Here is a 26,800-nt window from a genome sequence, read left to right on the forward strand (position 1 = left end):
ATACTGAACTTTATCTTCCCAAATTCATCAAGGTAGTAAACATTTCACAAGATGTTACGGATCCTAATTCACATGAGTCACTTAGTTCTTCTAATGCCATTCCAATTTCTTCGGCCTTTTTAGTTTTTAACCTAACAAGAGCAGAAGATTCCAATTCTTTTGATTTCAAAATTTGTTCATCAACGGATTGGAACTTCCAGGGTTTCATTCGTTTTTCTAAAGACAAACTATCCAAAAATAGCTGGATATCCTTTTCGATTTTTGGATAAGCTGACTCATAACAAGTAATGATAATCGTAAATCCAAACTCTTCGTCAGTGGCAGTGATATAGTGTTGTAAAATTGTATCTTCCTTATCTTTAAAACTGCCGAATATTCCTAAAAACTTAAAACCATTTTCAACATTCGGAATTTTCTGCAAGGTGACTGCTTTACGTATATTTGTCACCATACTGAATCTTCTGGATTCTGCATGAAAGATAATCGGATTAAGTGGAAGTTTATTTTCTGATTGTTTAAAAAGAACCACAAGTGCTGGTATAATTTCTCGTCCCGATTCCTCTTTGAGAGGAAATGTTTTGAAATGATCAAACTTAGTTGTGGTTCCATTTGACCTTCTTTCCGTAAGATACCAGTTCGATGGGAGATCAAACGAAATACAGTTGGATTGAAAACAAGTTTGAAAATGATTTGAATTTGTTTCTGAAAAAAGATTAGTTATAATAAAAAAATATAAAAATAGAAAACCAAATCTTTTATATCTCCAGTTCATTCACTTAATTCCTTTCTATTTTTAAAATAGTCTAGTGAATTTGGATTTGATAGTGCATTTTTGTTTTTTACTTCCAAACCAGCTACCGTTTGTTTGACGGCAATTTCTACCTTTTTCCCATTTACTGTATAAGGGATTTCTGGAACAGATAGAATTAAAGAAGGCACATGTCTTGGCGATGTTTCCAATTTGATTTGTTCTTTGATTTTTTTAACTAAAGACTCATCTAAAGTGACTCCAGGCGCCGTAACAACAAACAAAACCACTCGGACATCATCCTTATACTCTTGCCCGATAATCACACTATCCTTTATTTCTGGAATGGTAGAAACAACAGAATAGATATCGGCAGTACCGATCCTTACACCACCTGGATTCAGCGTAGCGTCGGAACGACCATAAATCACGAGTCCATTTTCTGATGTGATCGAAGCAAAATCTCCATGACACCAAATATTATCATAGGTTTCAAAATATGCGGATTTGTATTTGGTACCAGATTCATCATTCCAAAAGAAAAGCGGCATGGAAGGAAACGGCGTGGGACAAACTAGTTCCCCTTTTTGGTTAACAACTGACTTACCCATGTCATCAAACACCTGTACATCCATTCCAAGGCCTTTACATTGGATTTGACCTTCAAACACTGGTAAGTTGGGATTTCCTAATGCAAAACATCCGTTTAAGTCAGTTCCACCAGATATTGAAGACAATTGTACATCTTTCTTAATATTTTCATAAACATAACGAAACCCTGAGTTCGGCAATGGTGAACCTGTCGATAGGATGACTTTTAAATCCGGCAAAGGATACTTTGATTGGATTTGAATTTTTTCCTCTTCCAAAACAGAAAGGTATTTTGCACTGGTTCCAAAAACTTGGATCGATTCTTTTTCAGCAATAGACCAAAGAGTTTCCCAAGATGGATGAAAAGGATTTCCATCAAATTGGTAGAGTGTTGCACCCAATGCCAAAACAGATTGAGACCAATTCCACATCATCCATCCGCATGTTGTATAATAAAAAAATCGATTTTGTTTGGATACATTGCAGTGTAACGAAAGTTCTTTGGTATGATTGAGTAACACTCCCCCGCCTTGAACAATACATTTGGGTAAACCAGTAGTCCCGGATGAAAACATTATATAAACGGGATCGAAAAAGGATATGGAGGTGTAAGATATAATATCCGAAGAATTCGCGGCAGTAATATCTTCGTATTTGTATGGTAATTGTATTTTACCAAAATCTTTAATCGGTTCCACAAAATCATAAATCAAAGTTTGTTTGAACTCGGAGTGGTTGGCATTTTTTAATTGATTCGAAACTTCTTCAAGTTTATCTGTGATCGAGATCTTTTTGCCTTTGAATAAATAAGATTCTACTGATATTAGAACCTTTGGATTAATTTGTTCGAATCGGTCTAAAATTCCTCGAACACCAAAATCAGGTGAGGCACTTGACCATATAGCACCTAACGAAGTCGTTGCCAACATTCCTATTGTGGATATTGGTGCATTTGGCACAAGTCCAACAACCCTATCTCCTTTTTTAACACCAAGCGATATCAGATGTTTCTGTAATTTTAATACTTCATTTTTAAGTTTTGCATAGGTTAACTTTTGAATTTTTCCATCCTCAGAATAAAACACCAAAGCCAGATCATTCGAATTTCCCACTTCCAATAAATTCTCAGCAAAATTATACAAAGCACCAGGAAACCAATTCGACTTTGAAAAATGTTGACTCAATTCTATCGTTTTTTCTGGTTCTATGTGTAACTTAAATCCAGAGTAAGTTAACCACTCTTTCCAAAATGATTCGTATTCATCCACAGAAAACTTATGGAAAGAAACATAATCGGAAAATGATTTTCCAAACTTGGATTCTAGATGGCCTGAAAAACGAGTAAGGTTGGTATCTTTTGAATGAGGTGTCCAAAGTATATTTTGAGTCGCCATGAAGACTGATCTTCCTGGGTTTGATTTTAGAGGCAAGTATGATTGTGTAAAATGACTGGTAGAAAAAAATATCGCAGAAATTCTAGGGAAAATGCTGTTCAATTCCATTGATTATTTTCTTTTTTTTGTAGGTTGTTATACTATCTATTGGATGGCACCCGGAAAGTTCAGAAAGTACATTCTGATTTTCTTCTCCTTAGTTTTTTATGGATATTGGAGTCTTTCTTTTTTAACTCACTTTTTACTCTTCATTCTTATCACACACTTTTTTGTTTTAGGAATCATAAAAACTAGAAAAAAAATCTTTTTAGTTTTAGGAGTAGTGATTAACTTACTCAACCTTTGTTTTTTCAAATATATCCTGACTTACTTACAATTTTTAAGTAAAGAAGGAGAAATCTCGATTCCCTTTATCCAATCATTAAGTCAATTTGCACTTCCACTGGCCATTAGCTTCTATACGTTTCAAATGATAGCTTACCTTGTTGATGTTTGGAGAGGAAAATTTACAGAATCGCCTTTTACCAATTTTTTACTTTTTATTTTATTTTTCCCGCAGCTCATTGCAGGTCCTATCATGCGACATGATGATTTTTATGAACAAATTGATCATGCCAAACTCAATTGGGATTTTGTACATAGAGGAATTCTACATATACTTTCCGGTATAATTAAAAAAGTTTTAATTGCAGATCAAATTGCAAAGACCATCAATCCAGTTTTTGCCGATCCTGCTGGATACGATGGACTTAGTATTTTTATTTCTACGATGGCATTCTCTTTACAAGTGTATGGAGATTTTTCAGGTTATACTGATCTTGCAAGAGGATCTGCTTTTTTACTTGGATATGAAATTCCAGAAAACTTTCGTTCACCATTTTTATCTGTTAGTTTTTCTGAGTTTTGGTCAAGATGGCATATTACCTTGTCTACTTGGATCAGAGACTACCTATACATTCCGTTAGGTGGCAATAGAGTATCCGAGTCACGTTTTATGTTCAATACTGTCACAGTAATGGCTTTGGCAGGATTATGGCATGGAAATACATACACCTTTTTTATTTGGGGATTTTTACACGGTATTTTTCTAGCGATAGAACGTTTTACCTTTGGCAAAGTAAACAGAAAAGATATGACCACCAAACAAAAAATCATTGGATTCATTTATGTTTTTATTGGTTTTAATTTGATTAGTCCTTTCTTTCGTATCGATTCCTTACAAGGTATTTATAAATTTTGGTCAGCATCCACTTCTACGGCTAAAAACTTTATTTATAAACCAGATTTTTGGTTATTAATTTTAGCTTGTTACGTCTTTCAATTTGTTGAATACAAAAACTATTTTAAAGAAAAACTGCAACCCTACGTGCATTGGTTAGTTCCAATATTTTCATTACTCGTTTTTTTCGCATTAGTCAAAATTGAGAACCCAGTGGAAACATTTATCTATTTCCAATTCTAAGAGAACTTATGAACCAAAAACGAATTTATTTATATCCTTTTTTCATCATCTTTTTTGTCTTTCTAGTTGATAAACTAGTTTGTATACCTGAATTAAGAGAAGCAGGTAGAAGAGCTTACAAATCTGGACAAAACGTACTGGTTGGCTTACCAAAAGTATGGGAAGAAGATAAAAAACTCCAATCTGAAAATACCAAAGTGGTAGTTGTGACAGGCACTTCTCGTTCTGACATTTTTCACGAATGGGAACAAATTCCAGTAAACCAATCTACTTATACAGGACCGATTTATTTCGAAACTAGGTCTTCCATCAAAGCATCAGAGTATTTTTTATTTTATTTAATGATTCAATCGATGACTAAGTCGGGTTTTAAACCAGATTTATTGTTTTTGGAATTTTCAGAAGAGATGTTAAATGAAAACAATGTGTTTTCTTATAAATCCAAATGGCAAGAGTTAATGTTACATGAAGATGAGTTAATCGACATCTATCCAACATTTAATTTTAAATACCAAAGAGAAATATTATCTAAATTATTTTTTCTTTCCTATAACTATCATTTTAGTCCGACACAAGGTGTATCAAATTGGATCAAAGGTAAAACTGCTAACGACGATACATATTTCATTGCGCTTGCGTCCTATTTAAATAAGAAAAGGCCGTTCGATCCGAAAAAAATTGGAATCACATTAGATAATTTTTCACCGCAAGAATACAAAGATAGAATCGTAGATTATAGTGAATCTCAACGTGAACTTTTGCTAACAAATTATACTTTTTCAGAAACTGAATATGGTTTTCTAAAAAAAATCCTCCAACATGCAGAGGAACATAATATTCCAACAGTCCTTTGGGAACCGCAAGTCCACCCCTATTACAGCCAACTGAGAAAATCAATCACTGGGGGAAATTTATTGGAAACGTTTGGCCGACCATTGGTGAATGCAAATTCAAAAAATATTCGTCTCATCTCCTTAAATAAAGGGAATACGAATTGTAAAACTTTTGTGGATAGTAGCCATGTTTCTCCAATTTGTGTACCTGAAATAGCAGATAAGTTATTGCAAATTGCAAAGGAGATACCAAACTTCAAGTAAGGTCATGAAGTTAAATCTGAAAAAACTCAGGTTCTGGAAGAAAATTTTTCTATTTAGCTTTGTCTTCTTATTTTCTGCAAATTTCATGTACCAACGCATTGTTGACAATGAAATCAATTGTGGACTCATCGGTTCTCCAGAAAGTGGATGCCCCTATGCATTTTTAGATCATGCCTTAGGATTGAATCCTGGCCATGATCTGCAGGAAGAAGGAGAACATGCTGATCATGTTTGTTTCTCTTGCCCTTGTAATTTGATCATGTCTTGCTCCTGGGATTTGTATTTGTCTCACGTACGAATCCAACTTCATAAAGTTTATATCAGCCAAACCGAAATTCTTATCCCAAAACTAGTAACATTAAATAATTTTTTCCGACCACCTAAACATAACTTCTCTTAGTTGATTTGCAATTTAATTGCAAGAACACTTTTGGGAGGTTCTATGTATTCTAATCTTTTCCCCAAACAACTTAGAGTAATGGTATGTTGTTTGGTTTATTTTTCTTTTACGGTGAAACCAATTCATTCGGAATCAATGAATTCCTATGGAGTTTCTTGTAAAAAGAATAGTTCCTTAGTGGAACTTAGCCATTGTATTGTCAGTAAACATCCGAACTTCCGAGTTGAAGAAATTAAACTAAAAGAAATTTCAGGTAGAAAAAAAATTGCTTCCTACTACTTTCCATCGAATCCCGTTTTCAGCAGTTATGTGGCGACAAGAAAAGGCGAGTCTTCTGGACCCACATTTTTATCAGGACCAAATGCAGCTGACAACTTCCAGGTTATGGTAAACCAAGAAATTTTTACCAATGGAAAAAGAGAGATCTCAGTTCAAATCGCAGATGAAGAATTTAAGGCACAAGTGATTCGGTTAGAATCGGTAAAAAGAACTTTAGAATTTGATGCATTAAAAAAGATAATCAGGTATCGTTATTTACTTTTGGAAGAAGAGAATAGCCTCAATAGCTTAAATCTTGTTAAAGAACTTAAAAAAGTTTCTAAAGCAAGAGTCAATGAAGGTTTAGCTCCAGGAATAGACGAATCACTCTCTGAATCGGAAGAAATCCGAATTTTTAAAATTTGGAACCAAACTCATAGGTTATCCGAAAATGCAAAATCTGAGTTAGAAGTATTACTTGGTTTACCGTTTGAATTAGAAATTATGCCGAATAATTACTGGATATTTCCAAAAGAATTACCTAAAGAAAAATCCGAGTTAATTCAAATGGCTATGCAATTGCGTCCAGAACTTTCGCTCTCAGAAAAGGAAATTGAATTGTCGATTTTACGACAAAACGAAGTTAGACGACAAAAAATTCCGAATGTAACTTTGGGAGCATTTGCACAAAACGATGGATTTAATGAAAAAGTGGTGGGTGGAATGTTAAGTTTGCCATTAACCATTTGGCGTGATTACGAAGGCGAAACTTTCATCGCGACTTCAAAAGTTGATAGTTCAATAGAACTTAAAGAATCTGTTTCAAGAAATATTAAACAAGAAGTCCTCTTTGCATTTACCAACTTTATTTATCTTTCTGAAGAAATCAAACTTTATGATAAAACCAAAATGGAACGAGCAGAAACTGATCTAAAAAATCTCCAGGAAGCAATCCAATTTGGTAAAATTAAAATCATCGATGCGATCAATCATCAAAGAATTCTTTTACAAACAAAACTAAATTACCTGAACACAAAGTCAGAGTTTGAATTATCTCAAATTGAACTCGTTCGTGTTCTCGGCCTTACTAGCGACTCTTTAGAGGTCAAACCATGAAAAAACAAATCATAATACTACTTAGCTCAATTCTACTTGTATTCATTTCAATATATTATTGGAAGATTAGAGAATCAAATTCCGTCTCTGAAATTGCAGGAGAAACTAAAGATGTTGTGAAAATTTTGGAGGGAAATAGAAAAAATTTACCTTTAGAAATTGAAGTAGCAAAAACCGAATCAATTGAAACTAAAATTGAACTCATTGGTGAAACAGAAGCAGTACCCGATGCGATCATTGATGTACCAGCAAGAATCTCAGGGCGAATTACCTCTGTTTCCTTTGTGGAAGGTGATTCCGTTAAAAAAGGCCAAAAATTAGCAACCATCGATTCGCCAGAGTTAGCGAAACTAAGATCAGCTTATTTAGTAGCAAAATCTAAATACAATGCAGCAGAACAAAATTTGAATAGAATTAATTCATTAGTAAAAATGAATTTGGCCGCCAAACAAGAGCTTATTGATGCTGAATCAAATCTAAAAGTTATAGAATCTGAAAAAATTTCAGCAGAAGAAAACTTACGTGCGAACGGACTTGTCATTGATAATTCTGCTTCCGGCGTCTATCATGTTTTTTCTCCAAGATCTGGACTAGCATTGTCACGAAACGCAATCCCAGGGTCTATTGTTTTAGGAAATCAAATCCTAACAACGATTGCAGAACTCTCTCAACTTTGGTTCCAAGCGAAAATCTTCGAGAATGATTTAAAATATCTCTCAGAGGGAATCCCTGGTAAAATTATACTAAATGCATATCCCGATTCTGAATTTGAAGGCATCTTGGAACATATAGGTGAAAAAGTAGATCCCGAATCCAGAACTGTCCACGCTAGGTTAGTTTTTAAAAATAAAAACCGCAAAGCCAAAATAGGATTGTTTGGCAAAGCAGTTTTGAGTGTAAACGGTAGATTAGGTATCCATATTTTAGAAGAGGCGATCCAATCTTATCAAAATAAAAAATTTGTATTTGTTGAAACTAAAACTAATGAATTCAAGTGGAATGAAATTTCAACAGGTATCACTACAGATGGGAAAACGGAAATCATTTCTGGAATTAATGAAGGTGACCGTGTAGTAACCAAAGGAGCCTTCGAACTCAAAGCAATTCTCTTCAAATCTACATTTGGTGGAGAATAATCATGGAATTTTTAACAAAAATTGTTCAAGTATCTTTACACAATCGGTTATTAGTTTTAATTATAACCGCATTACTCGTATTTGGTGGATTTTATTCACTTAACCATTTAAAAGTAGATGCAGTTCCTGACATTACAAATGTTCAAGTTCAGGTCATCACAACCTCACCTGCGTTATCTACATTGGAAATTGAGCAGTACATTACTCTGCCAGTAGAAAGAGCCATTACAGGAATACCCAATTTAATTGAAGTTCGATCTGTTTCTCGTTACGGTTTTTCCCTTGTTACAGCAGTATTTGCCGATGGAACTGATTTGTGGAAAAGTAGACAGTTAGTAAGTGAAAAACTAACCGAAGCCTCCGAAAATATTCCAGCTATTTTTGGAAAACCAGTGATTGGCCCAATCACCACAGGCCTTGGAGAGGTTTTTCAGTTTACCTTAGAAAGCGAATTTCATAGTCAAATGGAACTCACTACCTATTTAAATTGGTATATCAATCCATCACTCAAAACCGTTCCAGGAATTGTAGAAGTAAATAGTTTCGGTGGAAAAACCAAACAATACCAAGTGATTGTGGATCCTTTTAAAGCTGCTTCTCTCGGTGTCTCTCTAAATCAAATTGTAAATGCAGTACAAAATAATAATCTTTCCACTGGTAGTGGATATATTGAAAAATCCGGCGAACAGTTGATTGTTGGTAGTGATGGATTATTAAAAACGACAACTGATTTTGAAAAAATCCAAGTTGGAAAAATGGGAGATGGTTTTCCCATTTATTTAAGTAGCATTGCCACAATTGTAGAAGGTCCTAGGTTGAGAAAAGGTGCAGCGACTGCTTCTGGTAAGGCCGAAGTGGTAGGAGCCGTAACACTGATGTTACTGGGAGAAAATTCATTAGAAGTAACAACGGCTGTAAAAGATAAAATTTCCCAAATCGAAAAAACTCTACCAACAGGTATGAAAATAAAACCCTACTATGATCGATCGATTATGGTAAAAAATACATTAAAAACCATTGTATGGAATCTTTCGGAAGGTGCCATTCTAGTAATCATTATTCTATTTTTGATGATTGGTGACTTCCGGTCAGGTCTTGTGATCGCTTCGGTCATTCCTCTTGCTATGTTATTTGCCATTACATTAATGTTTTTACGGGACCTCCCGGCAAACTTAATGTCTATGGGAGCAATAGATTTTGGACTGATAGTCGACGGAGCAGTCATATTGATTGAAAACTCACATAGACGATTAGGATTAAAACGAAAAGAATTAAAACGAGATCTTACCGATGAGGAGCAAAAAGAAACCATTTTAACCGCTACCATCGAAGTCCGGAAAGCCACTATTTATGGAGAGATCATAATAGGAATCGTTTACATCCCGATTCTTACATTAAGTGGAACAGAAGGAAAAATGTTCATTCCAATGGCTACAACCGTACTATTTGCACTTCTCGGTGCATTCTTTTTGACACTGACTCTAATTCCAGTACTTGCATCCTACTTTTTAAAAGGCGGCCATATTGCCGAAGGAGAAACAAAGTTTTTCCAAAAAATTCACAACTGGTATACTCCAAAATTGGATTATTGCCTAAGAGAATCTAAAAAAGTAACCTATTCTACAATCGGTATCCTAATCCTTTCTATTGTTTTATTCTTCCGATTAGGTGGAGAATTCCTTCCTAAATTAGATGAAGGAAATTTACTAATCGAAATTAGTCGGTACCCATCAACCACATTAACAGAATCTTTACAATCTTCTATGAAAATAGAAAAGGCTATTCTTAAAGAAATCTCAGAAATCACAGAAGTGGTTTCAAGAACAGGTTCTCCGGAATTGGCTATAGAACCAATGGGTGTCGAAAAAACAGATATGTATTTAGACATGAAACCTAGGTCAGAATGGAATTTAACCAAACAAGAGATTGAATCCAAACTACAAGAAATTATAGAAAGAGTGACACCTCAAGTTGCATATGGTCTATCCCAACCTATTGAAATGCGTAACAATGAAATTATGGCAGGCATTCGAGCAGATGTAGGAATCAAAATATTTGGTGATGATCTAATTCAGTTAAAAACATTAGCGGAAGAAATATCCACAAAAATCAAACATGTTCCAGGAGTTGTCGATTTGCGGATCGAACAATTGTATGGCCTAGAATACCTGCGAATAAAACCTAACAGAGAAAAGTTGGCTAGATATGACCAATCCATACTTGATGTAAACCGCGTCACAGAATCTATATCATCAGGTGTTCCTGCAGGTATTGTTTATGAAGGTATGAAACGTTTTGATATTACAGTTAAAACAGATGTAAGTGCAAATCCAGAACAAATTAAAAATATCCCAGTGAAAGTGGGGAATAAAACTTTTGCTCCATTACATGAACTATCGGAAATTCAAATCGAAGATGGTCCCGTACAAATTTACCATCAAAATCAAAACCGCTATGCCCTAGTTCAATTTAACATTCGAGGAAGTGATATGGTAAGTACAGTAAATGCCGTACAAACCGTACTACAAAAAGAAATAAAATTTCCCTCTGGTTACCATTACACGACAGGTGGAGAATTTGAAAAATTTGAATCTGCAACACAAACACTTTATGTTGTTGTACCGATTATACTCCTTATCATTTTTTTGATTCTCTATTTTGCATTTAACGAAGTATCTGCGGCTATAATTATATTCCTTAATGTTCCATTTGCAATCACGGGTGGAATTTTTGCTCTGTATCTCAGGGGTTTGCCATTTAGTATTTCTGCTGGAGTAGGTTTTATTGCTCTCTTTGGAATTGCTGTGCTCAATGGACTTGTGTTAATTAGCTTTATTCGTGACTTAGAACATTCGGGAATGAAAAAAGAAGAAGCTATAAAAGAAGCCGCCATTTCAAGGTTACGTCCTGTACTCACAACAGCATTTCTTGCATCAATTGGGTTTATTCCAATGGCAATTAGCACATCACCAGGTGCAGAAGTCCAAAGACCTCTTGCTACCGTAGTAATTGGAGGGTTAGTTTCTGCAAGTGCCCTAACCCTTTTTGTTCTACCTCTCGTTTATTTGAAGTTTGCTGCAAAGAAAGTTTTCATGCTATCGAAAGAAGCATAATCTGCTTTCTCATTATATGCTAGACCAGGTAACCCATGTTTTTCGGAACCAGGTCTAGTAAATCCATGTACTGCTCCTGGATGAGAAACAAATATTACGGGAGCTTTTGCATCTGTCACTGTTTTAATAAAAGTCTCCACCGAAGCTTTAGGTACAAAAGGATCATCTGCACCATGATGCACTAAAACCTTACTTTTAATTTTTTTGGCTCCAGTTGCCAAATTTTTGCTACCCAAAAAACCGTGAAAGGAAACGACTCCACCTTTTAAATCAGCACCATCTAATGCTAGTTCAATGACACCCCCACCACCAAAACAATAACCAATGGCCCCAATTTTACTCACATCAACATTGGGATTTGATTTTAGGATATCGATTGCTTTGTAGATTTTTTTAAGTATGATTTTGGGATCACCGTTGGCACCAGAAAGTTTTCCTGCTTCCACATGGTCCTTGGCAATAATTCCTTTTCCATAAACATCCATCACAAAGGCAACATAACCTAAATCGGCCAACTGTCTGGCACGTTGTTTTGGATATTCGTTTAATCCCCACCACTCGTGAATCACAAGAACACCAGGACGTTTTCCGGTAAGGGAAGAATCTGTGGCGAGATATCCTTCATACAATTTCCCGTCCAATTTATATTCCACTGGAGTTCCTGTGACCGTTGTTTTTACGGGAAGTTGCGCTGTTGGCACGCTCGCACACTGAATTGCCAATACGAGTGTAAAAATAGAAATAAGTTGTTTCATACCTCTCCTGTTCCGCCACAAAAAATGGAAAACCAAATCATGAAGCGGAGATAGTTTTGAATCTTAGTAGAAAACTAGAAAAAAAGAAACCTTAATTTCTCATTCAATTTCCAAGATTACGATCTTTAGGAAATTTAGTTACCACGTTCTTTTTTGTTTCAAAATCTTACGATACCCATACGGTATACCGATCGGTTCACAAAATACCAAAGTGTTCCATTTTTTTTGTTATACGATTTTTTTTTATCGCCTAGCATTCCTGAAATTTATCTTCTAATCCAAAAGGAAATTATATGATTCAAAGCAACTACTTTCAAACTAACGAAGACCTAAAGGAACACTTTTACGATTTAATCGATTGGAATGAAATTGTTCCTCTTTACGAAAATCATTTTTCAGATTCCAAACAATATGCAGAAAACAATAATCCCAGATTAGAATATGCACCATCTAATGTAGATGAGGCGAAAGCTTTTTATGAAGAAATCCTAAAATCTTGCGGAGAAATTAGCGGAATGTATGTTTCTCAAGTTGCTGGTGTGGTCGATTCCAAAGGATTAAAATTTGAAAATGGTAATGTTATTCATCCGCAAGAGATGGTAGATGTAATTAAAATGTATCATGATGCAGGGCTTGGACCTGCCGCCTTCAAAAGAAAATACGGCGGACTGGGAACTCCAAGTATCATCAAGGCGATCATCGCTGAGTTAATGTATAGATCTGATAGTTCCATCACTATTGCTGTAGGAAGTATGGGGCTGGCGGCAATTTTAGAAGTATGTGCCACTGATGAGATGAAAGAGGAATGGATTCCGAAATTGATCTCAGGAAATTATACAGTCACAATGGGTCTATCCGAACCAGACTTTGGATCCGACCTACCCAATATCACAACAAAGGCTATTAAAAAAGATGATAAGTGGTACCTGAACGGAACCAAACGATTTCAAACTGTTGCTTGTGGAATCAATGGAAGCCCCGGAATTACGCTCACACTGGCAAGAACAGGAACCCAGGAAAGTGGGGCCAGAGGACTATCATTCTTCATCGTAGAAAATAAGAATTATGCAGTACAGGGAATTGAAAAGAAACTTGGGATCAAAGCATCAGCCACATGCGAAACTGTTTTTGAAAATAGCGAAGGTCACTTAGTTGGCAAAGAAGGATTCGGACTTGTGAAATATGTAATGGGAATGCTCAATGGAGCCCGTCTCAGCGTATCCTCCCAAGGAACAGGAATTGTCACTGCGGCATATGAAGAAGCTCTTAAATACGCCAAAGAAAGAATTCAATTCGGAAAACCCATTTATGAAATTCCTGCCGTGCGTCGTATTTTGGACCGAATGGAAAGGGAACTGGCAGGAATGCGTTGCCTCATGGTAGAAGCTGCCTACTCCGTTGATAAATATTATTGGTATGAAGATGGTCGAATCACGACAGCCGAAGAATCCAAAACGGGAAAATTTTGGGAAAAGGTAGCAAATACACTTACTCCAATTTCCAAATACTATAACTCAGAAATGTGTAATGATTTAGTATACGACGGATTGCAAGTATTAGGTGGCGCAGGATATACAGAAGATTATGATCTCTCTAGGCTTTATAGAGATGCAAGAATCACCAATATCTATGATGGCACAACACAAATCCAAGTGAATGCTGCCATAGGTGGTATTACATCTGGTATGAGTGCCACTGGTACATTCCGTACCTATTTAGATCATTTGGCAAAAGGTTCAGAAGCCAATGCCAAACTTGCGGAAATTCGAAATCTATTTGAATCTATTGTGGAAACATATAAAGCCATTGAAGACCAACAAAGAAAAGAAGCACATAGTTTTGAAGTAGTAGAGTCCGCAGCGCGAGTTGTTGTTGGATATCTAATGGAAAGAGCAAAAAATAAATCAGCAAATAGAAAGGAATTACGCAGCCAGTGGTGTAAAGATTTTCATACTGATAGTTTAGCAATCCTATCTGCTAACAAAATCAAACTGAGTTAAATGAAAAAAAGGGTCCTCTAAGTTGAGGACCCGTAAAAAAGGAAAGGGATGGACTTTCCCCAATGCGCCAGTGGAAAGTCCAATATTGTTCAGGTTAAGTGAGAGTAACGGATTTCTCTTCCATAGGAAGGGAAACTTGAAAACTGGGTTGTGTTTTCATAGGTTTTGGTTCCAAATAAACTTTTTTATTTCCCATTAATTTTCCTGCAATAGAATCGGGAAATGAATAAGCTATGATTCGTTTCCATACAGAAGCGAACTGTTTCACAAAACTTCCTGTATTGTAGTGTTGGCCATATTTAGCACAAATTTCTTTCAAACGAGGAGCTACTTCACGGTAACGTTTGGCCGGCATACCTGGAAACATATGGTGTTCTATTTGGTGACTCAAATGTCCAGTCATTGTATAAAAGAACTTACTACCATCCAAGTTAGAAGATCCTTTGAGTTGTCTCAAATACCACTGTGCTTTAGTTTCACCAACAATTTCTTCGGTAGAAAAGGATTCCGCATTTTCAGTAAAGTGACCACAGAAAATCACTGCATAGGTCCAAAGGTTACGAATTAAATTCGCAATCATATTCCCCAAAATGATTTTTGGAAAATTAAGGCCTGCAAGTAATGGAAACAATAAGTAATCCTTTACAACCTGTAGTTCAATTTTCTTAAAGAAAACTCTCTTAAAATCTTTTAAGGATCTTTTATTTCTTTGTTTTTTAGGAATTTCCAAGTGTTCAACACGGAAACCATGTGCACCAATTCCCCATTGAAAGTTCATAGCAAGAAACAAATTTGTAAAAGGCTGTGTTAGATGTACTGGTTTCCATTTTTGTCCTTCAGTCAATCGTGTAAAATTATAACCGTAATCATGGTCTTTGTTTAATACGTTAGTATAAGTATGGTGCATATAGTTGTGATAAAATTTCCACTGGTGTGCATCACTGACAATATCCCACTCAAAAGTCCTTGAATTAAAACGCGGATCATTCATCCAATCATACTGTCCATGTAGGACATTATGACCAAGTTCCATATTATTGATGATTTTAGATAAGGAAAGTAACAATGTCCCGGCTACAAACGATATTGGTTCAAAACTAAAATGGATGAGACCACGACCCAAAATTTCAGTATAACGATATGTTTTATAGATGAAACGGATATGATCAGCATCTTCCTTGCCTACCTTTGCCATAACTTCTTCTCGCAAGGCATCTACTTCATTGCCAAATGCTTCGATTTCTTCTTTGTTTAATTTTTTGCTAATCGTTTTCATTATTTTTTCCTATGATTAATTCGTTTATTTCAATCTTATTTGTTTTTAGTTTATAAGGTCTAAAGTTCTAATTCCAAATTTGATTCAGCACGGGAGATACAAATTTGAATATTTTGTTCACCTAACCCCGATACTTCGCCTATTGCTAAATCAGTAACAGAACCAGCAGATTTTTTACAAACACAAGTATGGCAAATACCCATCCTACATCCACTTTGTGGATAAATTCCTTGGTCTTCTAATTCTTCTAATAATGAACGTTCCCCTTTCACTTGAATGGTTTTATGACTCAATGAGAGAAACACATCCACTGTTCCTGTTTTTATCACTTTTAATGAAGATTGTCCGGGTAACATAAATAACTCAGACTTCACCTCATTTCCTTCTAACAGTGAAAGTGCTTTGGTTTGCATGGGTCCAGGACCACATACATAAACAGAATAAGACTTTAAATCATCCGTATACTTTTGTAAAATTTCCTTAGTCAAAAAACCAGAATCGTAACCTTCCTTAGGAACATCAGAAAAAATATAACGAATGTCTAACCAACCTGTTGCTTTTGCCATTTCCTCTAAAGAAGAACGTAAAATGATATCTTCAAAAGACCTAACAAAGTAAAGTAGCGTCGCTTTACCAGTGTATTTCATTGATTGAAGTTGTTTAAGAATGGAATGGATAGGAGTGATCCCACTTCCACCGGCCAAAAATAAAAATTTTGAAGGTAAAATCTTTGGAAGAACAAACTCACCTTGTGGTTCACCAAGTTCTAACAAATCACCTTTTTTGATATTTTGATTGATAAAGTTTGATACAATTCCACCTGACTGACGTTTTACGGTAATGGAAACATACTTGCTGTTTGGTGCTGAAGATAAAGAATAAAATCTTGTAACTCGTCTTCCCGCAATTTCTAGAGTGACGGGAACATGTTGGCCGGAAACAAAACCTTTCCAAAGCCAGTTGGGTTTTAAAACAAAAGTTTTTGCATCCGCAGTTTCTTCCCGAACTTCTATTACTTTCGCCTTGATGGCAGTGACTGAAAATCTCGGATTGATTTCACCCAGAAGGAAATCGGCCCAATCTTTCAACTGGAGAGATCCCAAAAATTCTTTGGGTTCATTGTAGATAAAAGGAAATGTTTTCATTTTCGCCTCGTTTTCGCATTTAAGTGAACACTTGTTCACGGAGATAACTAATAGTGTTAATTTACGTCGTTAAATAAGTCAACCCTAAAACGGAGTTTTAATTCTTGCTTTTTGAAAAAAAGTGAACGATCGTTTACTGAATTCAACCCATGAAGCTAAACAAACGATATGCTCAGAAACTGCGCACTCATAGTAACCTGCTAGAAGGTGCCTTGCGCCTAATGGGTGAAGAAAAAGGCCTTGGGGACCTAAGCCTACGCGAAGTGGCAGGAGAAGCTGGGATTGTACCGGCTGCCTTCTATCGTCACTTTAAAAACATGGAGGAACTTGGTTTATCCCTTGTGGACGACTGTGGGGGGAAAATTCAGGCAATCGTAGGAGATGCCAGAAACAAAGGAGCCTATAAATCGGCATTAAGACTTACCATTGGTTTTTTCTTTGACTATGTTGCCAATAATCGCTCTCTCTTTAGGTTTATCGCCAGGGAAAGAACGGGAGGAAACCAAAAAATTCGAGAAAAAATTAGGGAGTCTATGAAATCCATAGCCACAGAACTAGCGAAAGATATGCGAATGCCAAAAATCATTCCTGTGGACGATATCCAATTTGCTTCCGAACTTATTGTGAGTATTTGTTTTCAAATGGCTTCTGATTTTTTAGACCTTTCCCCTGAAGCACATTCAGAAATGAGAAAACTAAAACTCCAAACGATCAAACAGGTGCGGTTGGTTTTTATTGGTACGATACGAGGAAGAAAACGAAAGTAAAAAAATAACCTAATACAAATACAAGTCTTTAGTCCTTGCTGTTATGAGGAAAAGAAATCATTATATGTAATCCTTCCCCTTTTTTAGAAATAGAAGAAAATACTCCTTTAAGTTGGGAAGTTAAACTTCGAATCAATTCATAACCAAAATGGTTTCCTTTTTCTATATTCACTGAATCAGGTAAACCTTCACCATCATCCCCGACTGATAATATGATGTTTTCATTGGAACGAGACAATTGAATTCGAATATCTCCACCTTTTTCATTTGGATATGCATATTTCAGTGCGTTGGTCAATAATTCGTTTAATATTAATCCAAGTGGCAAAGTGCGTTTTAGATCTAAACGAATTTCATCTAACTTTACATCGAATCTTATTTTTGTAGGATTGAGTACGAAAATATCATGAAGACTATATACCAAGTCTTCAATATATTTTCTTAAATCAACAGACTCCAAATCTTCTGATTGGTACAGGTTTTCATATACCTTCGACATAGACATGATACGAGACTGAGCGTTTAAAAATGATTGTTTTGCGACCTCATTCTCGACCTTAAAAGATTCTAAATTTAAAAGTCCTGAAATGATAGCTAATGTATTTTTGACTCGGTGTTGTAATTCTTTTAAGAGTACGTCTTTTTCTTCCAAAGACTTTGCTAAACGGTTTTCCATGTCTAGGATTTTGGTTACATCTAAGTTGATCCATAAAATGAAACGTTCACCTGCAATTTCGAAGGCCTGGCTAAACACAAGCACTTCAAACTTAGATCCATCATTATGTTCGACAGACATCCTTTCTCCAGACATTCTGCCTTTTTCTTTATATATTTTGTTTAACCTTTCATTTTGATCTACATTACTCCAGGCCTTAAATTCATCCGTTTTTTTACCGACTACTTTTGCTTTATCAAATTGAAAAATAGTTTCCATTGCGGAATTCAAATCCAAATAAGTTCCATCTTTTACTGTTGAGATAGCCATTGCAATCGGGCTTAGTTGGAACACTTTTGCATAGAGACTTTCTCCATCTTTGGGAGGAACCATCACTGGTGTGTTCGGTGTTTGTCTAAATACAATTACTATACCGTTTAATTTTTTTTCACTATCCAAAATTGGCGAAATAGTTTCTGTAACAGGAGTTTCGCGACCAGAGCGAGAGACAATGATTAAATCGTTCCTACGTTCTGTTTTCAAAAATTCTACATTCGAGTTTAAAAAAGGATAGGAAACCCTAGTTCTAGCATCTGCTTGCACCAAATATAAATAAGAGTTTAGATCCTTTTCCAATACGTCAGTTTTTGCATAACCTAACATATCCAAGGCTTTGTGGTTGATTTCTCGAATCAAACCTTCAGGTGAAAGAACAATTACTCCATCACCCATTGCTTCAAAAGTAATACGAAGTTCTTTTTCCCTAAAAGCTAACGTTTGTTCAGCCCTATAAAGTTGCAGTGCCGATCGAATCATACATTCCACTATGTCAGGACTGGAAACTTTAGGAACATAACCGTAGTGTTTTATTTTACAAACCCTATCCAATATTTTATTATCTGAATACCCACTGACAAATAGAATTGGAATCTCACGAAAGGAGAGAATTTTTTCTGCCAGTTGGATTCCATCCATACCATCAGATAGATTAATATCCATTAGGATTAAATCTACCTTCTCACCTGCTGTTATGTAATCATATGCGTCACTGGAATTGGAAACGTACTGAACGGAATACCCTTTGTTTTTCAAAAATTCCGACTGTGAGATAGCCAATATGGCTTCATCTTCCACCAGAAGGATATGACCTAAACTTTGTTTGAGTTCCGTAAGTGGCATAAAGGGTTCTACCGATCTTCATAATGAGCCGAAAGAAAAGCAATCGATTATGAAATTAAAATTCAAGTAAAAAAAATGAAAACGCCTGCAATAAAAAATACAGGGAAATGTTGAACGAATGTCTCACATAAATTTCAATTTCCAATGAAACTTTGGATTATGTCGATTTTTAGGCACAAACCTCTGTTCGTTGACATAAATATTACGTAAGGTTCCAGACTACGGATCTTTTTTTATACCAAACGTTCTTTTTTCAAGGAACGTAGATAGAATCCTAATCCATTCTCAAACCATCAACTTAAAGCAAAATAGGAAAGAATGTAAGTACTAAGATTCAAAACAGAACATAATAAAGGGAATATAAAAATTTAAGGAATAGTACCTAACTTACGTTATTAGGCAAAGCCAATCCTGTTAGATTTATGGCTCAAAGTAAGCGAGGTTTTCTGGACCTTCGTGAATGATGATCCTTCTAATTCTGCCTTCAGAGGACTTTACATCTTCTTTCATTCCAAAATAAAACCAACGGGCTACATTTTCAGAGGTAGGGTTGACTCCTTTAAAATCAGGGTGGTCGTTAATGAGAATGTGGTCAATGGAGTGGACTAGTTCCATTAGTTTGGTGCGCGCGGTCAAAAAATCGTAAGAAATACCATCCGGTCGGATGTTCTTATTTCCCTCTAAAAATACCTCTACCTTCCAGGAATGGCCGTGGATGGGCTCATCGGAGCCATCGGCAAAATACTGGTAGAGAAAATGGGCAGACTCAAACCGCCCCTCGATCCGAACATAAAATTTCCCGTTTTCCTGGGTAAACATTCCATTGACGAATAGAGCATAGTCCAATATTTGTATAGTAATTTCCTTCCTTGGGGTTCTAAAGATGACTGAAACAACAAAACCGCGCTTTTTTAAAGAAATGACTGTGGGCGAAGCGATCGCAATCCATCCGGAAGCAGGGCTTGTTTTCTCCAGCTACCATTTAGGTGGATGTTCACATTGCTCTATTAACGAAGTAGAAACGATTGAACAAGTTTGTATGGGATATGGTGTAGAAGTAGACACTCTTATCGACTCACTGAACAACCTTTTCTCAGAAGAATAAGAACTAGTTCTACTCTTCTTACTACAAGGGCCGCATTCTGGCCCCTGTGTCTTCATTTCCCACCACAAACTGAAATTCGTAAGTCTACGATGACAAAAAATAAAGTAAATCTTACCGAACCTTTTGTACTGCGGGCCCCATTCTTTCTGTTTTAGTACCAAATGATTTTGAAAGAAAATCCGTGAAACAAGGATACTAGAAATGGACAACCTAACATACAGTATACCTGGTTTATTATTTCCCGCAATTTCTTTGCTTATGCTAGCCTACACCAATCGTTTTTTTGGACTGGCAAAACTTTCGAGACAACTTTTATCGGAATATGAAACATCCAAATCCGAAATTTTAAAAAAACAAATTCATAACTTACGATTTCGTATTTCTTTGATCCTATACGCACAAAGTGCAGGAATTTTTAGTTTGATCTTATGTACTTGTTCAATGGGAATGATCCCATTTTATAATATTGTGGCTTGGGTTTTATTTGCCTCTTCGCTACTTTTTATGGTAATCTCACTCATCTTAGCTCTGATAGAAATCCATTTATCGGTGATCGCATTAGACTTAGAACGAAATTCGATTTTAAATTCGAATGACAATCTTTCCAAAATGTGATCCCGATCGTAAATATCGTATCGCATCCGTAGATTCTTCCAAAGAAAATACTTTATCGACAATTGGACAAAGACCCGAAGCTTCGATCGCTTGGTTCATTTCGATAAAAGCCTTCCTGCCACCAACCACCAAACCTTGGATTTTTAAATTGTTCATCACTGCAGGAAGTAAATTGAGTTCTCCTGATTTTCCTGCGAGAATTCCTATCAAATGGATCACACCAAACGGACGACAGGCGGCAATAGATTGTTCTAAGGTTCCGGCCCCACCCACTTCAATGATATGATCAGCTCCCACTTTTTCTGTGATCCTACGAACTTCCTTTCCCCAATCTGGAGTTTCCTTATAATTGATTAAGTAATCAGCACCTAATTCTTTTCCACGTTCTAATTTTTCACTGCTGGAAGAAGTAAGAATGACTTTGGCACTAACCAACTTTGCAAACTGCAATGCAAAGATAGAAACTCCACCTGTTCCTTGTACGACGACAAATTCACCAGGTTTTAATTGGCTAAACTGAAATAATCCAGACCAAGCAGTTAGAGCCGCGCATGGTAAAGTAGAGGCTTCTTCATAAGACAAATGGGTAGGAATTCGAACAAGTCCTGTCTCCGGAACCAATGCAAACTCGCGTAAGGTGCCAGGGAGAGGACCACCAATGGTATTACGCATTTCTGCATGGGTTGCTTCTTTTGAAATCCACTTTGGTGCAAACGTAAGAAGAACACGATCTCCCACCTTCCATTCGCTTACTTCTGAACCGATTGCAACAACCTCGCCTGCTCCATCACTACAAGGAACCAAAGGTAGCGGAAATTTAGGATTGTATTTTCCTTCAACTACTAAAGAATCTCGATAGTTTAACGATGCAGCGCGGATTCGGACCAAAACTTCAGTTGGGTTTGGTTTTGCCGGTTCCGAAACCTCAACAATTTTTAAATGATCTAGACCAAAACTTTGGATTTGAGCTTGTTTCATAGCTTCCCCGATTTTCTTTTCAAATATACAAAAATAACAATGATTATACGGATTATTTGCTTAGAATAATTTCACCTTTTTCATTCAAAGGGAAAAAAGGGTTGTAAGCTACTTCAAAAATATGACCGTCAAAATCTTTAAAATATCCACTATATCCACCCCAAAAAACTTTTTGCGGTTCTTTGAGAATAATTGCACCTAACGAGCGCACCTTATTAATTACGGCATCAACTTCTGCTTCGCTTGTTTGGTTTTGAGCCAAAGTGATTCCTGAAAACTCTTGTCGATTCTGAAAAGGAATTCCAATATCTTCTGCCAATGCTTTTTCACCAAATAACCCAAAAACAAGGGCACCAATTTGAAAAAAAGCCACATTATCATTACTTTCTTTTGAAAGTTTCCAACCGAGTCCCTTTTCATAAAAATTTATGGAACGTTGTAAATCAGAAACACCAAGTGTGATTAAATTGATTCGAGGATACATAAAGGATCTCCTATTGTTTAAATATGAACTTTTTAGAAATAAAAATTATGAATGTGGAAAGTAGATTCACAAAACGGAAGTTTTATGGTAAATGGAGCCATTGGGTGGCGGGTGGATAACCCCACCCAGTCTCAATAGGGCGGGGACATGTACCTAAATACTCACCCGGAAAGATTTACTTCTTTCCAAGTCCTGTAGTTTTTGCACCAACGAGGATTGACATGTTTCCTGCTGGATGTTTGTTTTCTCTCATCAATTGGTGGCATTCGCCAGTTTGATCGAAAGTAAAAGTTTGTGCCAAAACTGGATCCACTTTTTTATCAATCACCAATTGGTTGAGGTCACGACAGTTGTCGTCGTTTGCGAAGTGAGAACCTTGCAGTCGTTTCTGCCTCATCCACAAATAACGTAAGTCAGCTGTTGCATTAAAACCAGTGGTTCCCGCGCAAATCACAACCATACCACCTGTTTCACAAACAAATACAGAAGTAGGAAGGGTAGTTTCGCCTGGATGTTCAAATACGATTTGTGGGTTTTTGCCTTTACCAGCAATGTCCCAAATCGCTTTTCCAAATTCACGAGCTTGTTTAGTCCATTCCACAAATGCTTCTGGTTTGTTGATATCGGAAGTAAGTCCACCCCAGTGTTTGAACTTGTTACGGTTGATGACACCAGCAGCACCTAAGTTTTTACAAAAATCAATTTTGTCGTCAGAAGAAACAACTGCGATGGGAATTCCACCAGCTGCTTTTACAATTTGGATTGCCATAGCACCAAGTCCACCGGCTCCACCCCAGATAAGAACCACATCCCCAGGTTTTACATCGTTTGGTTTCCAATGATGTAACATTCTGTATGCGGTAGCAGCAACTAACATATAAGCAGCAGATGCTTCCCATGTTAGGTGTTGTGGTCGAGGAAGACATTGGTGGTCTTGTACTTTGCAAAACTGTGCAAAGGAACCCCAGTTGGATTCATATCCCCAAATGATTTGGGAAGGTGCATACATTGGATCTTTACCAGAAAGAACCCACGGATCTTTTGGATCCCACATTGCGCAATGAACAACAACCTCGTCGCCCACTTTTACATTTTTAACTTCTGACCCAACTTTATAGACAATACCAGAGGCATCTGATCCACCTATGTGGAATTTTTCTGGTTCGCCTTTTTTGTTACGAGCAGCAATTACATCAACAGGATAGCCAAGGGCTGCCCAAACGTTGTTATAGTTCACTCCGGCTGCCATGGTCGCAACGAGAACTTCGTTCGGACCGATCTCCGGAACATCAATGACTTCTGATTGGAAAGAAGTTTTCGGCTCGCCGTAACGTTCCGGGCGAATGACCTGCGCGTGCATTTTTTTGGGCACAACTCCAATAGGAGGAAGTTCCCCTACTGGTACGATTTCTACGTTGCTCATAGATTACCTTTTAAGATTAAGATTTATAGAGTTTCTTAGAACGTTTTAAAAAAGGCATCAAATGTCAATCGCTTCCCCACTCCATTGAGAAGGCAAATGTCCATGCAGATTGGTAGAGTCGATACTCACGATCTCTCTGCAAAGGGTATCGATACGCTAAACTCATATTATATTTTTCTGAAAAATTCCAAGAGAATCCTGCACTTGCTTCGGTAAAGTAGGATGGATTCAATTTATCTTTTTCTTTCGAATAATCAACCCCGTTGTATGGATTTCGATACAATAACCCCGTAAAGAGAGAAATTTCTGGCATCAAATAATACGTCACATAACCAGAAATGAGAGTAGTTTTTTTAAACTCATACTCCGGCTCAGGAGGTGATGCCGAAAGTTTTCTAAAATAATATGGGACACCATCATTGTCTTGTAAGTTGTTTGGTTGAGGACGTGAGAGTGGAGCCAGTCCACCAATTTTTGTCACAAAGGACCACTTCTCATACAAATACCCAAGTTTGACAAACCCCGTACCTGTATAATAATTTCCTCCAGTAAAGCGGTCCGTATCCGGTCCACTTGGAAAACCAACCGACCCTTCAATTACAAAAAAGTAAGGTTTATCTAAATCAAAAAAGGGTTGGAATTTAAAACCAAGATACGTTTTGCCAATCCTTGCTGCATCTTCTCTTCCTCTTTGTTGGTAATAGTTCCAAGGTACGGAGGCATTGAGCGCAAATCTCCCGTCATAAAAATTCATTTCAGCGAAGGCTGTCGTTGTAAAGAGATGACTATTTTCGCGAGTAGACTGATAATAATCTTGAGTCATCACTAAATAGTTAGTTGGCTTTTCTCTCTTTCCCGTAAAAGGATCCACAAATCTTGCGGTCGCATTAGGACTATCCGACGAACCTGTGTGATGCGAATATATTGATCCTGCGAAAATGAATAGAAAAAATAAAATTAAAACATTATGTTTCATCGTTCCACTCCAGGGAAACAACCAGGAAAACTAAAAACGATATCTTCAGCTTGGAGATTTTGTAAAAGGATATTGTAGAGATCAACATTGGAAACTTTAGAAATGACTACTGGATCCGACTTCCCACTCAGTGTATCTAAAAATCGAATCGGGGTTCCAGAAACTGACCTGTCTTGAAAAAGACCAGACAATGAAAATAAAATTTCAATATTGCCACTTCTGCCATTTTTAATCGGAATTTTACATTTAGGTGTGATTAGTTTATTTCCTTGTGGCAATAAAATGGTCACTGATTTTGTAGTTCCACCAGTGATATCCATCCTTATATAAATCTCTTCCCAGCTAACATTTGCTACTGCCACAACTCCGAGAGGCATACTCGAAATCTTCGTGTTTGGATATAGAAAACTAGCACCCGTTTCCGTTGTGCTATTGTTTGCTATAATATTAGAAATCGTTCCTGCAGATAAAAAAGGATACGACTTTCCATACAAATCATCCGCCGGTAAATCAAGAGGCACTGTATACGGCGTATGGGTTTTTGCAGTTGCGTTAGAACTTTTTTCCGAACTAGAAGTAGATACGCCTAACGTCTGACTTGGTGGGTTGATCCGATAAGTTCCCGTTTCCCAATTGGTATAAGTGCTACTTTGGACTGTGATATTGTAAGTTACTGCATTGCTTATTAAGCTAAACTGGTTTAGGTTATCATCTGCTTGATCATCATAACTGCGAAGATTTGTTCCCACTGCTACCGTTTGGTTGTTATTAAAAAAAATTAGGTTCTGAAGGATCGCCAGTTTATCCTTATTACTATCACCCACCGAACCAAAAGTACAGTGAGTGAAAAAAATAAATAAACCAGATAATAGAGCGTAACGAATCACTAAGGTATTCATCAAAAGGGACTCGCAAACTTGGGATTCGATAAAAACTCATCATCGGTAAGAGCTAAAAGGAAATTCACCATATCATCTCTTTGTGAATCTGAGATCGTAAAGGCCCGGATAAGCGCCCCATCTTTTCCACTATGTGTTTGCCCTCCCGAACGATAATGGTCTACAACTTTCGTCAGTGCATCCCGTGCACAATCCACCTTTGTTTTTCCGGCTGTAATATTAGGATTGTTTGCATTATCACACATAAAAGATCCATCATGCATATAAGGATAAGTAACACCAATATTTCGTAAGGATGGGGCACGAAATTTTCCTGTATCGGATGCCACTCCTGTCAAATCGAATAACCCGCGTTTACTGCTTGCTAATCCAGCATAATAGGCATCCGTATGAATTCCATTGCTATGATAAAAGAATTCTTCCTTTGCTCCCCCATGAAAGGAAGTGTCAGTAAAATTAAACCCTCCATGACAATGAAAACATTCTGCAGTTTCTCCATTAAATAAATTGAGTCCCCTTATTTCTGAAGCATTTAAAGCAGATTTGTTATTCCTAAAAGTGTATTGGTCATACTTGGAATTTCCAGAAATCATCGATCTTTGGAAACTAGCAAGGGCATAACGTACATTTTGTTCGGTAATTCCAGAACCTCCAAAAGCACGTTCAAACATCGGTTGGTAAATGGGATTGGAAGACAATGCACTTAAAAAATTATTATTCTGTAAACCCAACTCCACAGGTGATTCACCAAACATAGGAGCACGTGCTTGTAATTCCAAACTTGTCATTTTTGGATTACTCCAAGTGAGCCTTGGCATATATGCTACGTTAGAAAGATGTTGGGCGTTTCTTGGATGGGATTGGTTTGTAATCCCACTGGGAAAATCCTTTCCATCTGCAAAAGCTAAAGATTGAAAATGGCAACTGCTACAGGCCATTGTTTCATTCCCTGACAATTTCTTTTCATAAAATAAATGTCTACCAAGCTCTACTTTGGCTTTGGACATAGGATTGTCCGCAGGAACATTTGGTACTGGAAAACCGGGAGGTAAATCCCAAACCCAGTCAGAAGCATTAGCCAAAATTCCAAGAGCTAACAACAACATATCATTGTTTTTTTCTTTTTTCTGAAATGGGAGGACATTACAGCTAATGAAAAAACTTACCAAAAAGAAAATGGTGGGATGAAAAAATTTCATAATTTATATCCTTAATAACTTAAAGGGTT

23 protein-coding genes are annotated in these 26,800 nt (G+C 36.7%); 10 read left to right on the forward strand and 13 right to left on the reverse strand.

Annotated features, from left to right (window positions below):
• Positions 1–10 precede the first annotated feature (10 nt).
• Complete coding sequence (locus tag EHQ31_RS12020) at positions 11–772, reverse strand: hypothetical protein (RefSeq protein ID WP_135573395.1); 762 nt, start codon at positions 770–772, stop codon at positions 11–13.
• Positions 769–2,733 carry an acetoacetate--CoA ligase gene (locus EHQ31_RS12025; protein ID WP_135573393.1) on the reverse strand — a complete coding sequence of 655 codons (1,965 nt, stop codon included), beginning with the start codon at positions 2,731–2,733 and terminating at the stop codon, positions 769–771. The genes EHQ31_RS12020 and EHQ31_RS12025 overlap by 4 nt, the downstream gene beginning before the upstream one ends.
• Positions 2,734–2,824: 91 nt before the next feature.
• Between EHQ31_RS12025 and EHQ31_RS12030 the strand changes: the two genes are divergently transcribed.
• The 6 genes from EHQ31_RS12030 (at position 2,825) to EHQ31_RS12055 (ending at position 11,315) form a co-directional block, all read left to right on the forward strand.
• A complete protein-coding gene (locus EHQ31_RS12030; RefSeq protein ID WP_135573391.1) occupies positions 2,825–4,195 on the forward strand; it encodes an MBOAT family O-acyltransferase in 1,371 nt (456 codons plus the stop codon).
• Between the two features lie 8 nt (positions 4,196–4,203).
• Complete coding sequence (locus EHQ31_RS12035; protein WP_135573389.1) at positions 4,204–5,292, forward strand: DUF1574 family protein; 1,089 nt, start codon at positions 4,204–4,206, stop codon at positions 5,290–5,292.
• A gap of 85 nt (positions 5,293–5,377) precedes the next feature.
• Entirely contained in the window at positions 5,378–5,692 is a 315-nt protein-coding gene (locus EHQ31_RS12040) for a hypothetical protein (RefSeq protein WP_135573387.1), read from the forward strand.
• 42 nt (positions 5,693–5,734) lie between these two features.
• The gene (locus EHQ31_RS12045) at positions 5,735–7,066 is read left to right on the forward strand and encodes a TolC family protein (protein WP_135573386.1); all 1,332 of its coding nucleotides are present in this window, start codon (positions 5,735–5,737) and stop codon (positions 7,064–7,066) included.
• Positions 7,063–8,202: an efflux RND transporter periplasmic adaptor subunit gene (locus tag EHQ31_RS12050; RefSeq protein ID WP_135573383.1), complete on the forward strand. Its 1,140-nt coding sequence runs from the start codon at positions 7,063–7,065 to the stop codon at positions 8,200–8,202. The genes EHQ31_RS12045 and EHQ31_RS12050 overlap by 4 nt, the downstream gene beginning before the upstream one ends.
• Before the next feature lie 2 nt (positions 8,203–8,204).
• Positions 8,205–11,315: an efflux RND transporter permease subunit gene (locus tag EHQ31_RS12055; protein ID WP_135573381.1), complete on the forward strand. Its 3,111-nt coding sequence runs from the start codon at positions 8,205–8,207 to the stop codon at positions 11,313–11,315.
• Here the strand turns inward: EHQ31_RS12055 and EHQ31_RS12060 are convergent.
• Positions 11,264–12,070 (reverse strand): dienelactone hydrolase family protein, encoded by an 807-nt coding sequence (locus tag EHQ31_RS12060; protein ID WP_135573379.1) that lies wholly within the window; start codon positions 12,068–12,070, stop codon positions 11,264–11,266. The two genes, EHQ31_RS12055 and EHQ31_RS12060, sit on opposite strands and share 52 nt — an antisense overlap.
• Before the next feature lie 293 nt (positions 12,071–12,363).
• Here EHQ31_RS12060 and EHQ31_RS12065 point away from each other — a divergent pair, with 293 nt between their 5' ends.
• Positions 12,364–14,070 (forward strand): acyl-CoA dehydrogenase family protein, encoded by a 1,707-nt coding sequence (locus EHQ31_RS12065; RefSeq protein WP_135573377.1) that lies wholly within the window; start codon positions 12,364–12,366, stop codon positions 14,068–14,070.
• Positions 14,071–14,164: 94 nt separating this feature from the next.
• Here EHQ31_RS12065 and EHQ31_RS12070 read toward each other — a convergent pair whose 3' ends face one another.
• On the reverse strand, positions 14,165–15,346 hold the full coding sequence (locus EHQ31_RS12070) for a fatty acid desaturase family protein (RefSeq protein WP_135573375.1): 1,182 nt from the start codon (positions 15,344–15,346) through the stop codon (positions 14,165–14,167).
• Positions 15,347–15,405: 59 nt separating this feature from the next.
• Complete coding sequence (locus EHQ31_RS12075; RefSeq protein ID WP_135573373.1) at positions 15,406–16,491, reverse strand: flavin reductase family protein; 1,086 nt, start codon at positions 16,489–16,491, stop codon at positions 15,406–15,408.
• A gap of 149 nt (positions 16,492–16,640) precedes the next feature.
• Between EHQ31_RS12075 and EHQ31_RS12080 the strand changes: the two genes are divergently transcribed.
• Entirely contained in the window at positions 16,641–17,258 is a 618-nt protein-coding gene (locus tag EHQ31_RS12080; protein WP_135573372.1) for a TetR family transcriptional regulator, read from the forward strand.
• A 28-nt stretch (positions 17,259–17,286) separates the two neighbouring features.
• On the opposite strand, the gene EHQ31_RS12085 is transcribed toward EHQ31_RS12080, so the two are convergent.
• Positions 17,287–19,092 (reverse strand): histidine kinase dimerization/phosphoacceptor domain -containing protein, encoded by a 1,806-nt coding sequence (locus EHQ31_RS12085; protein WP_135573370.1) that lies wholly within the window; start codon positions 19,090–19,092, stop codon positions 17,287–17,289.
• Between the two features lie 420 nt (positions 19,093–19,512).
• Positions 19,513–19,911 (reverse strand): 6-carboxytetrahydropterin synthase, encoded by a 399-nt coding sequence (locus EHQ31_RS12090; protein ID WP_135574098.1) that lies wholly within the window; start codon positions 19,909–19,911, stop codon positions 19,513–19,515.
• A gap of 64 nt (positions 19,912–19,975) precedes the next feature.
• Here EHQ31_RS12090 and EHQ31_RS12095 point away from each other — a divergent pair, with 64 nt between their 5' ends.
• Both EHQ31_RS12095 and EHQ31_RS12100 read left to right on the forward strand, forming a co-directional pair.
• Positions 19,976–20,197 carry a DUF1858 domain-containing protein gene (locus EHQ31_RS12095; protein WP_002973441.1) on the forward strand — a complete coding sequence of 74 codons (222 nt, stop codon included), beginning with the start codon at positions 19,976–19,978 and terminating at the stop codon, positions 20,195–20,197.
• A 201-nt stretch (positions 20,198–20,398) separates the two neighbouring features.
• Entirely contained in the window at positions 20,399–20,812 is a 414-nt protein-coding gene (locus EHQ31_RS12100) for a DUF2721 domain-containing protein (RefSeq protein WP_135573368.1), read from the forward strand.
• On the opposite strand, the gene EHQ31_RS12105 is transcribed toward EHQ31_RS12100, so the two are convergent.
• The 6 genes from EHQ31_RS12105 to EHQ31_RS12130 all read right to left on the reverse strand — a co-directional run bounded on the left by EHQ31_RS12105 (position 20,780) and on the right by EHQ31_RS12130 (position 26,771).
• Complete coding sequence (locus EHQ31_RS12105) at positions 20,780–21,790, reverse strand: zinc-dependent alcohol dehydrogenase family protein (RefSeq protein WP_135573366.1); 1,011 nt, start codon at positions 21,788–21,790, stop codon at positions 20,780–20,782. The two genes, EHQ31_RS12100 and EHQ31_RS12105, sit on opposite strands and share 33 nt — an antisense overlap.
• Positions 21,791–21,842: 52 nt before the next feature.
• Positions 21,843–22,274, reverse strand: a complete 432-nt coding sequence (locus EHQ31_RS12110) for a VOC family protein (protein WP_135573364.1) — start codon at positions 22,272–22,274, stop codon at positions 21,843–21,845.
• A gap of 175 nt (positions 22,275–22,449) precedes the next feature.
• Positions 22,450–23,697, reverse strand: coding sequence for a crotonyl-CoA carboxylase/reductase (ccrA, locus tag EHQ31_RS12115; protein ID WP_135573362.1), 1,248 nt, complete (start codon positions 23,695–23,697; stop codon positions 22,450–22,452).
• A 64-nt stretch (positions 23,698–23,761) separates the two neighbouring features.
• Positions 23,762–24,673 (reverse strand): LIC11086 family outer membrane transporter, encoded by a 912-nt coding sequence (locus tag EHQ31_RS12120; RefSeq protein ID WP_135573360.1) that lies wholly within the window; start codon positions 24,671–24,673, stop codon positions 23,762–23,764.
• On the reverse strand, positions 24,670–25,572 hold the full coding sequence (locus EHQ31_RS12125; protein ID WP_135574096.1) for a hypothetical protein: 903 nt from the start codon (positions 25,570–25,572) through the stop codon (positions 24,670–24,672). Before EHQ31_RS12125 ends, EHQ31_RS12120 begins: the two co-directional genes overlap by 4 nt.
• Positions 25,572–26,771 (reverse strand): MbnH family di-heme enzyme, encoded by a 1,200-nt coding sequence (locus EHQ31_RS12130; protein WP_135573358.1) that lies wholly within the window; start codon positions 26,769–26,771, stop codon positions 25,572–25,574. Before EHQ31_RS12130 ends, EHQ31_RS12125 begins: the two co-directional genes overlap by 1 nt.
• Positions 26,772–26,800 lie beyond the last annotated feature (29 nt).

Origin of the sequence: Leptospira montravelensis (assembly GCF_004770045.1) — a bacterium.
Lineage (GTDB): Bacteria > Spirochaetota > Leptospiria > Leptospirales > Leptospiraceae > Leptospira_A > Leptospira_A montravelensis.

What these genes read in the sequence shown, in the direction of transcription:
- EHQ31_RS12030 (WP_135573391.1), top strand. Translation starts at nt 2,825, where the DNA reads ATGCTGTTCAATTCCATTGATTATTTTCTTTTTTTTGTAGGTTGTTAT.
- EHQ31_RS12060 (WP_135573379.1), bottom strand. Translation starts at nt 12,070, where the DNA reads ATGAAACAACTTATTTCTATTTTTACACTCGTATTGGCAATTCAGTGT.
- EHQ31_RS12085 (WP_135573370.1), bottom strand. Translation starts at nt 19,092, where the DNA reads ATGCCACTTACGGAACTCAAACAAAGTTTAGGTCATATCCTTCTGGTG.
- EHQ31_RS12120 (WP_135573360.1), bottom strand. Translation starts at nt 24,673, where the DNA reads ATGAAACATAATGTTTTAATTTTATTTTTTCTATTCATTTTCGCAGGA.
- EHQ31_RS12125 (WP_135574096.1), bottom strand. Translation starts at nt 25,572, where the DNA reads ATGAATACCTTAGTGATTCGTTACGCTCTATTATCTGGTTTATTTATT.
- EHQ31_RS12040 (WP_135573387.1), top strand. Translation starts at nt 5,378, where the DNA reads ATGTACCAACGCATTGTTGACAATGAAATCAATTGTGGACTCATCGGT.
- EHQ31_RS12100 (WP_135573368.1), top strand. Translation starts at nt 20,399, where the DNA reads ATGGACAACCTAACATACAGTATACCTGGTTTATTATTTCCCGCAATT.
- EHQ31_RS12080 (WP_135573372.1), top strand. Translation starts at nt 16,641, where the DNA reads ATGAAGCTAAACAAACGATATGCTCAGAAACTGCGCACTCATAGTAAC.
- EHQ31_RS12055 (WP_135573381.1), top strand. Translation starts at nt 8,205, where the DNA reads ATGGAATTTTTAACAAAAATTGTTCAAGTATCTTTACACAATCGGTTA.
- EHQ31_RS12130 (WP_135573358.1), bottom strand. Translation starts at nt 26,771, where the DNA reads ATGAAATTTTTTCATCCCACCATTTTCTTTTTGGTAAGTTTTTTCATT.
- EHQ31_RS12065 (WP_135573377.1), top strand. Translation starts at nt 12,364, where the DNA reads ATGATTCAAAGCAACTACTTTCAAACTAACGAAGACCTAAAGGAACAC.
- EHQ31_RS12090 (WP_135574098.1), bottom strand. Translation starts at nt 19,911, where the DNA reads ATGTTTACCCAGGAAAACGGGAAATTTTATGTTCGGATCGAGGGGCGG.
- EHQ31_RS12050 (WP_135573383.1), top strand. Translation starts at nt 7,063, where the DNA reads ATGAAAAAACAAATCATAATACTACTTAGCTCAATTCTACTTGTATTC.
- EHQ31_RS12035 (WP_135573389.1), top strand. Translation starts at nt 4,204, where the DNA reads ATGAACCAAAAACGAATTTATTTATATCCTTTTTTCATCATCTTTTTT.
- EHQ31_RS12020 (WP_135573395.1), bottom strand. Translation starts at nt 772, where the DNA reads ATGAACTGGAGATATAAAAGATTTGGTTTTCTATTTTTATATTTTTTT.
- EHQ31_RS12110 (WP_135573364.1), bottom strand. Translation starts at nt 22,274, where the DNA reads ATGTATCCTCGAATCAATTTAATCACACTTGGTGTTTCTGATTTACAA.
- EHQ31_RS12095 (WP_002973441.1), top strand. Translation starts at nt 19,976, where the DNA reads ATGACTGAAACAACAAAACCGCGCTTTTTTAAAGAAATGACTGTGGGC.
- EHQ31_RS12025 (WP_135573393.1), bottom strand. Translation starts at nt 2,733, where the DNA reads ATGGCGACTCAAAATATACTTTGGACACCTCATTCAAAAGATACCAAC.
- EHQ31_RS12075 (WP_135573373.1), bottom strand. Translation starts at nt 16,491, where the DNA reads ATGAAAACATTTCCTTTTATCTACAATGAACCCAAAGAATTTTTGGGA.
- EHQ31_RS12070 (WP_135573375.1), bottom strand. Translation starts at nt 15,346, where the DNA reads ATGAAAACGATTAGCAAAAAATTAAACAAAGAAGAAATCGAAGCATTT.
- EHQ31_RS12105 (WP_135573366.1), bottom strand. Translation starts at nt 21,790, where the DNA reads ATGAAACAAGCTCAAATCCAAAGTTTTGGTCTAGATCATTTAAAAATT.
- EHQ31_RS12045 (WP_135573386.1), top strand. Translation starts at nt 5,735, where the DNA reads ATGTATTCTAATCTTTTCCCCAAACAACTTAGAGTAATGGTATGTTGT.
- ccrA (WP_135573362.1), bottom strand. Translation starts at nt 23,697, where the DNA reads ATGAGCAACGTAGAAATCGTACCAGTAGGGGAACTTCCTCCTATTGGA.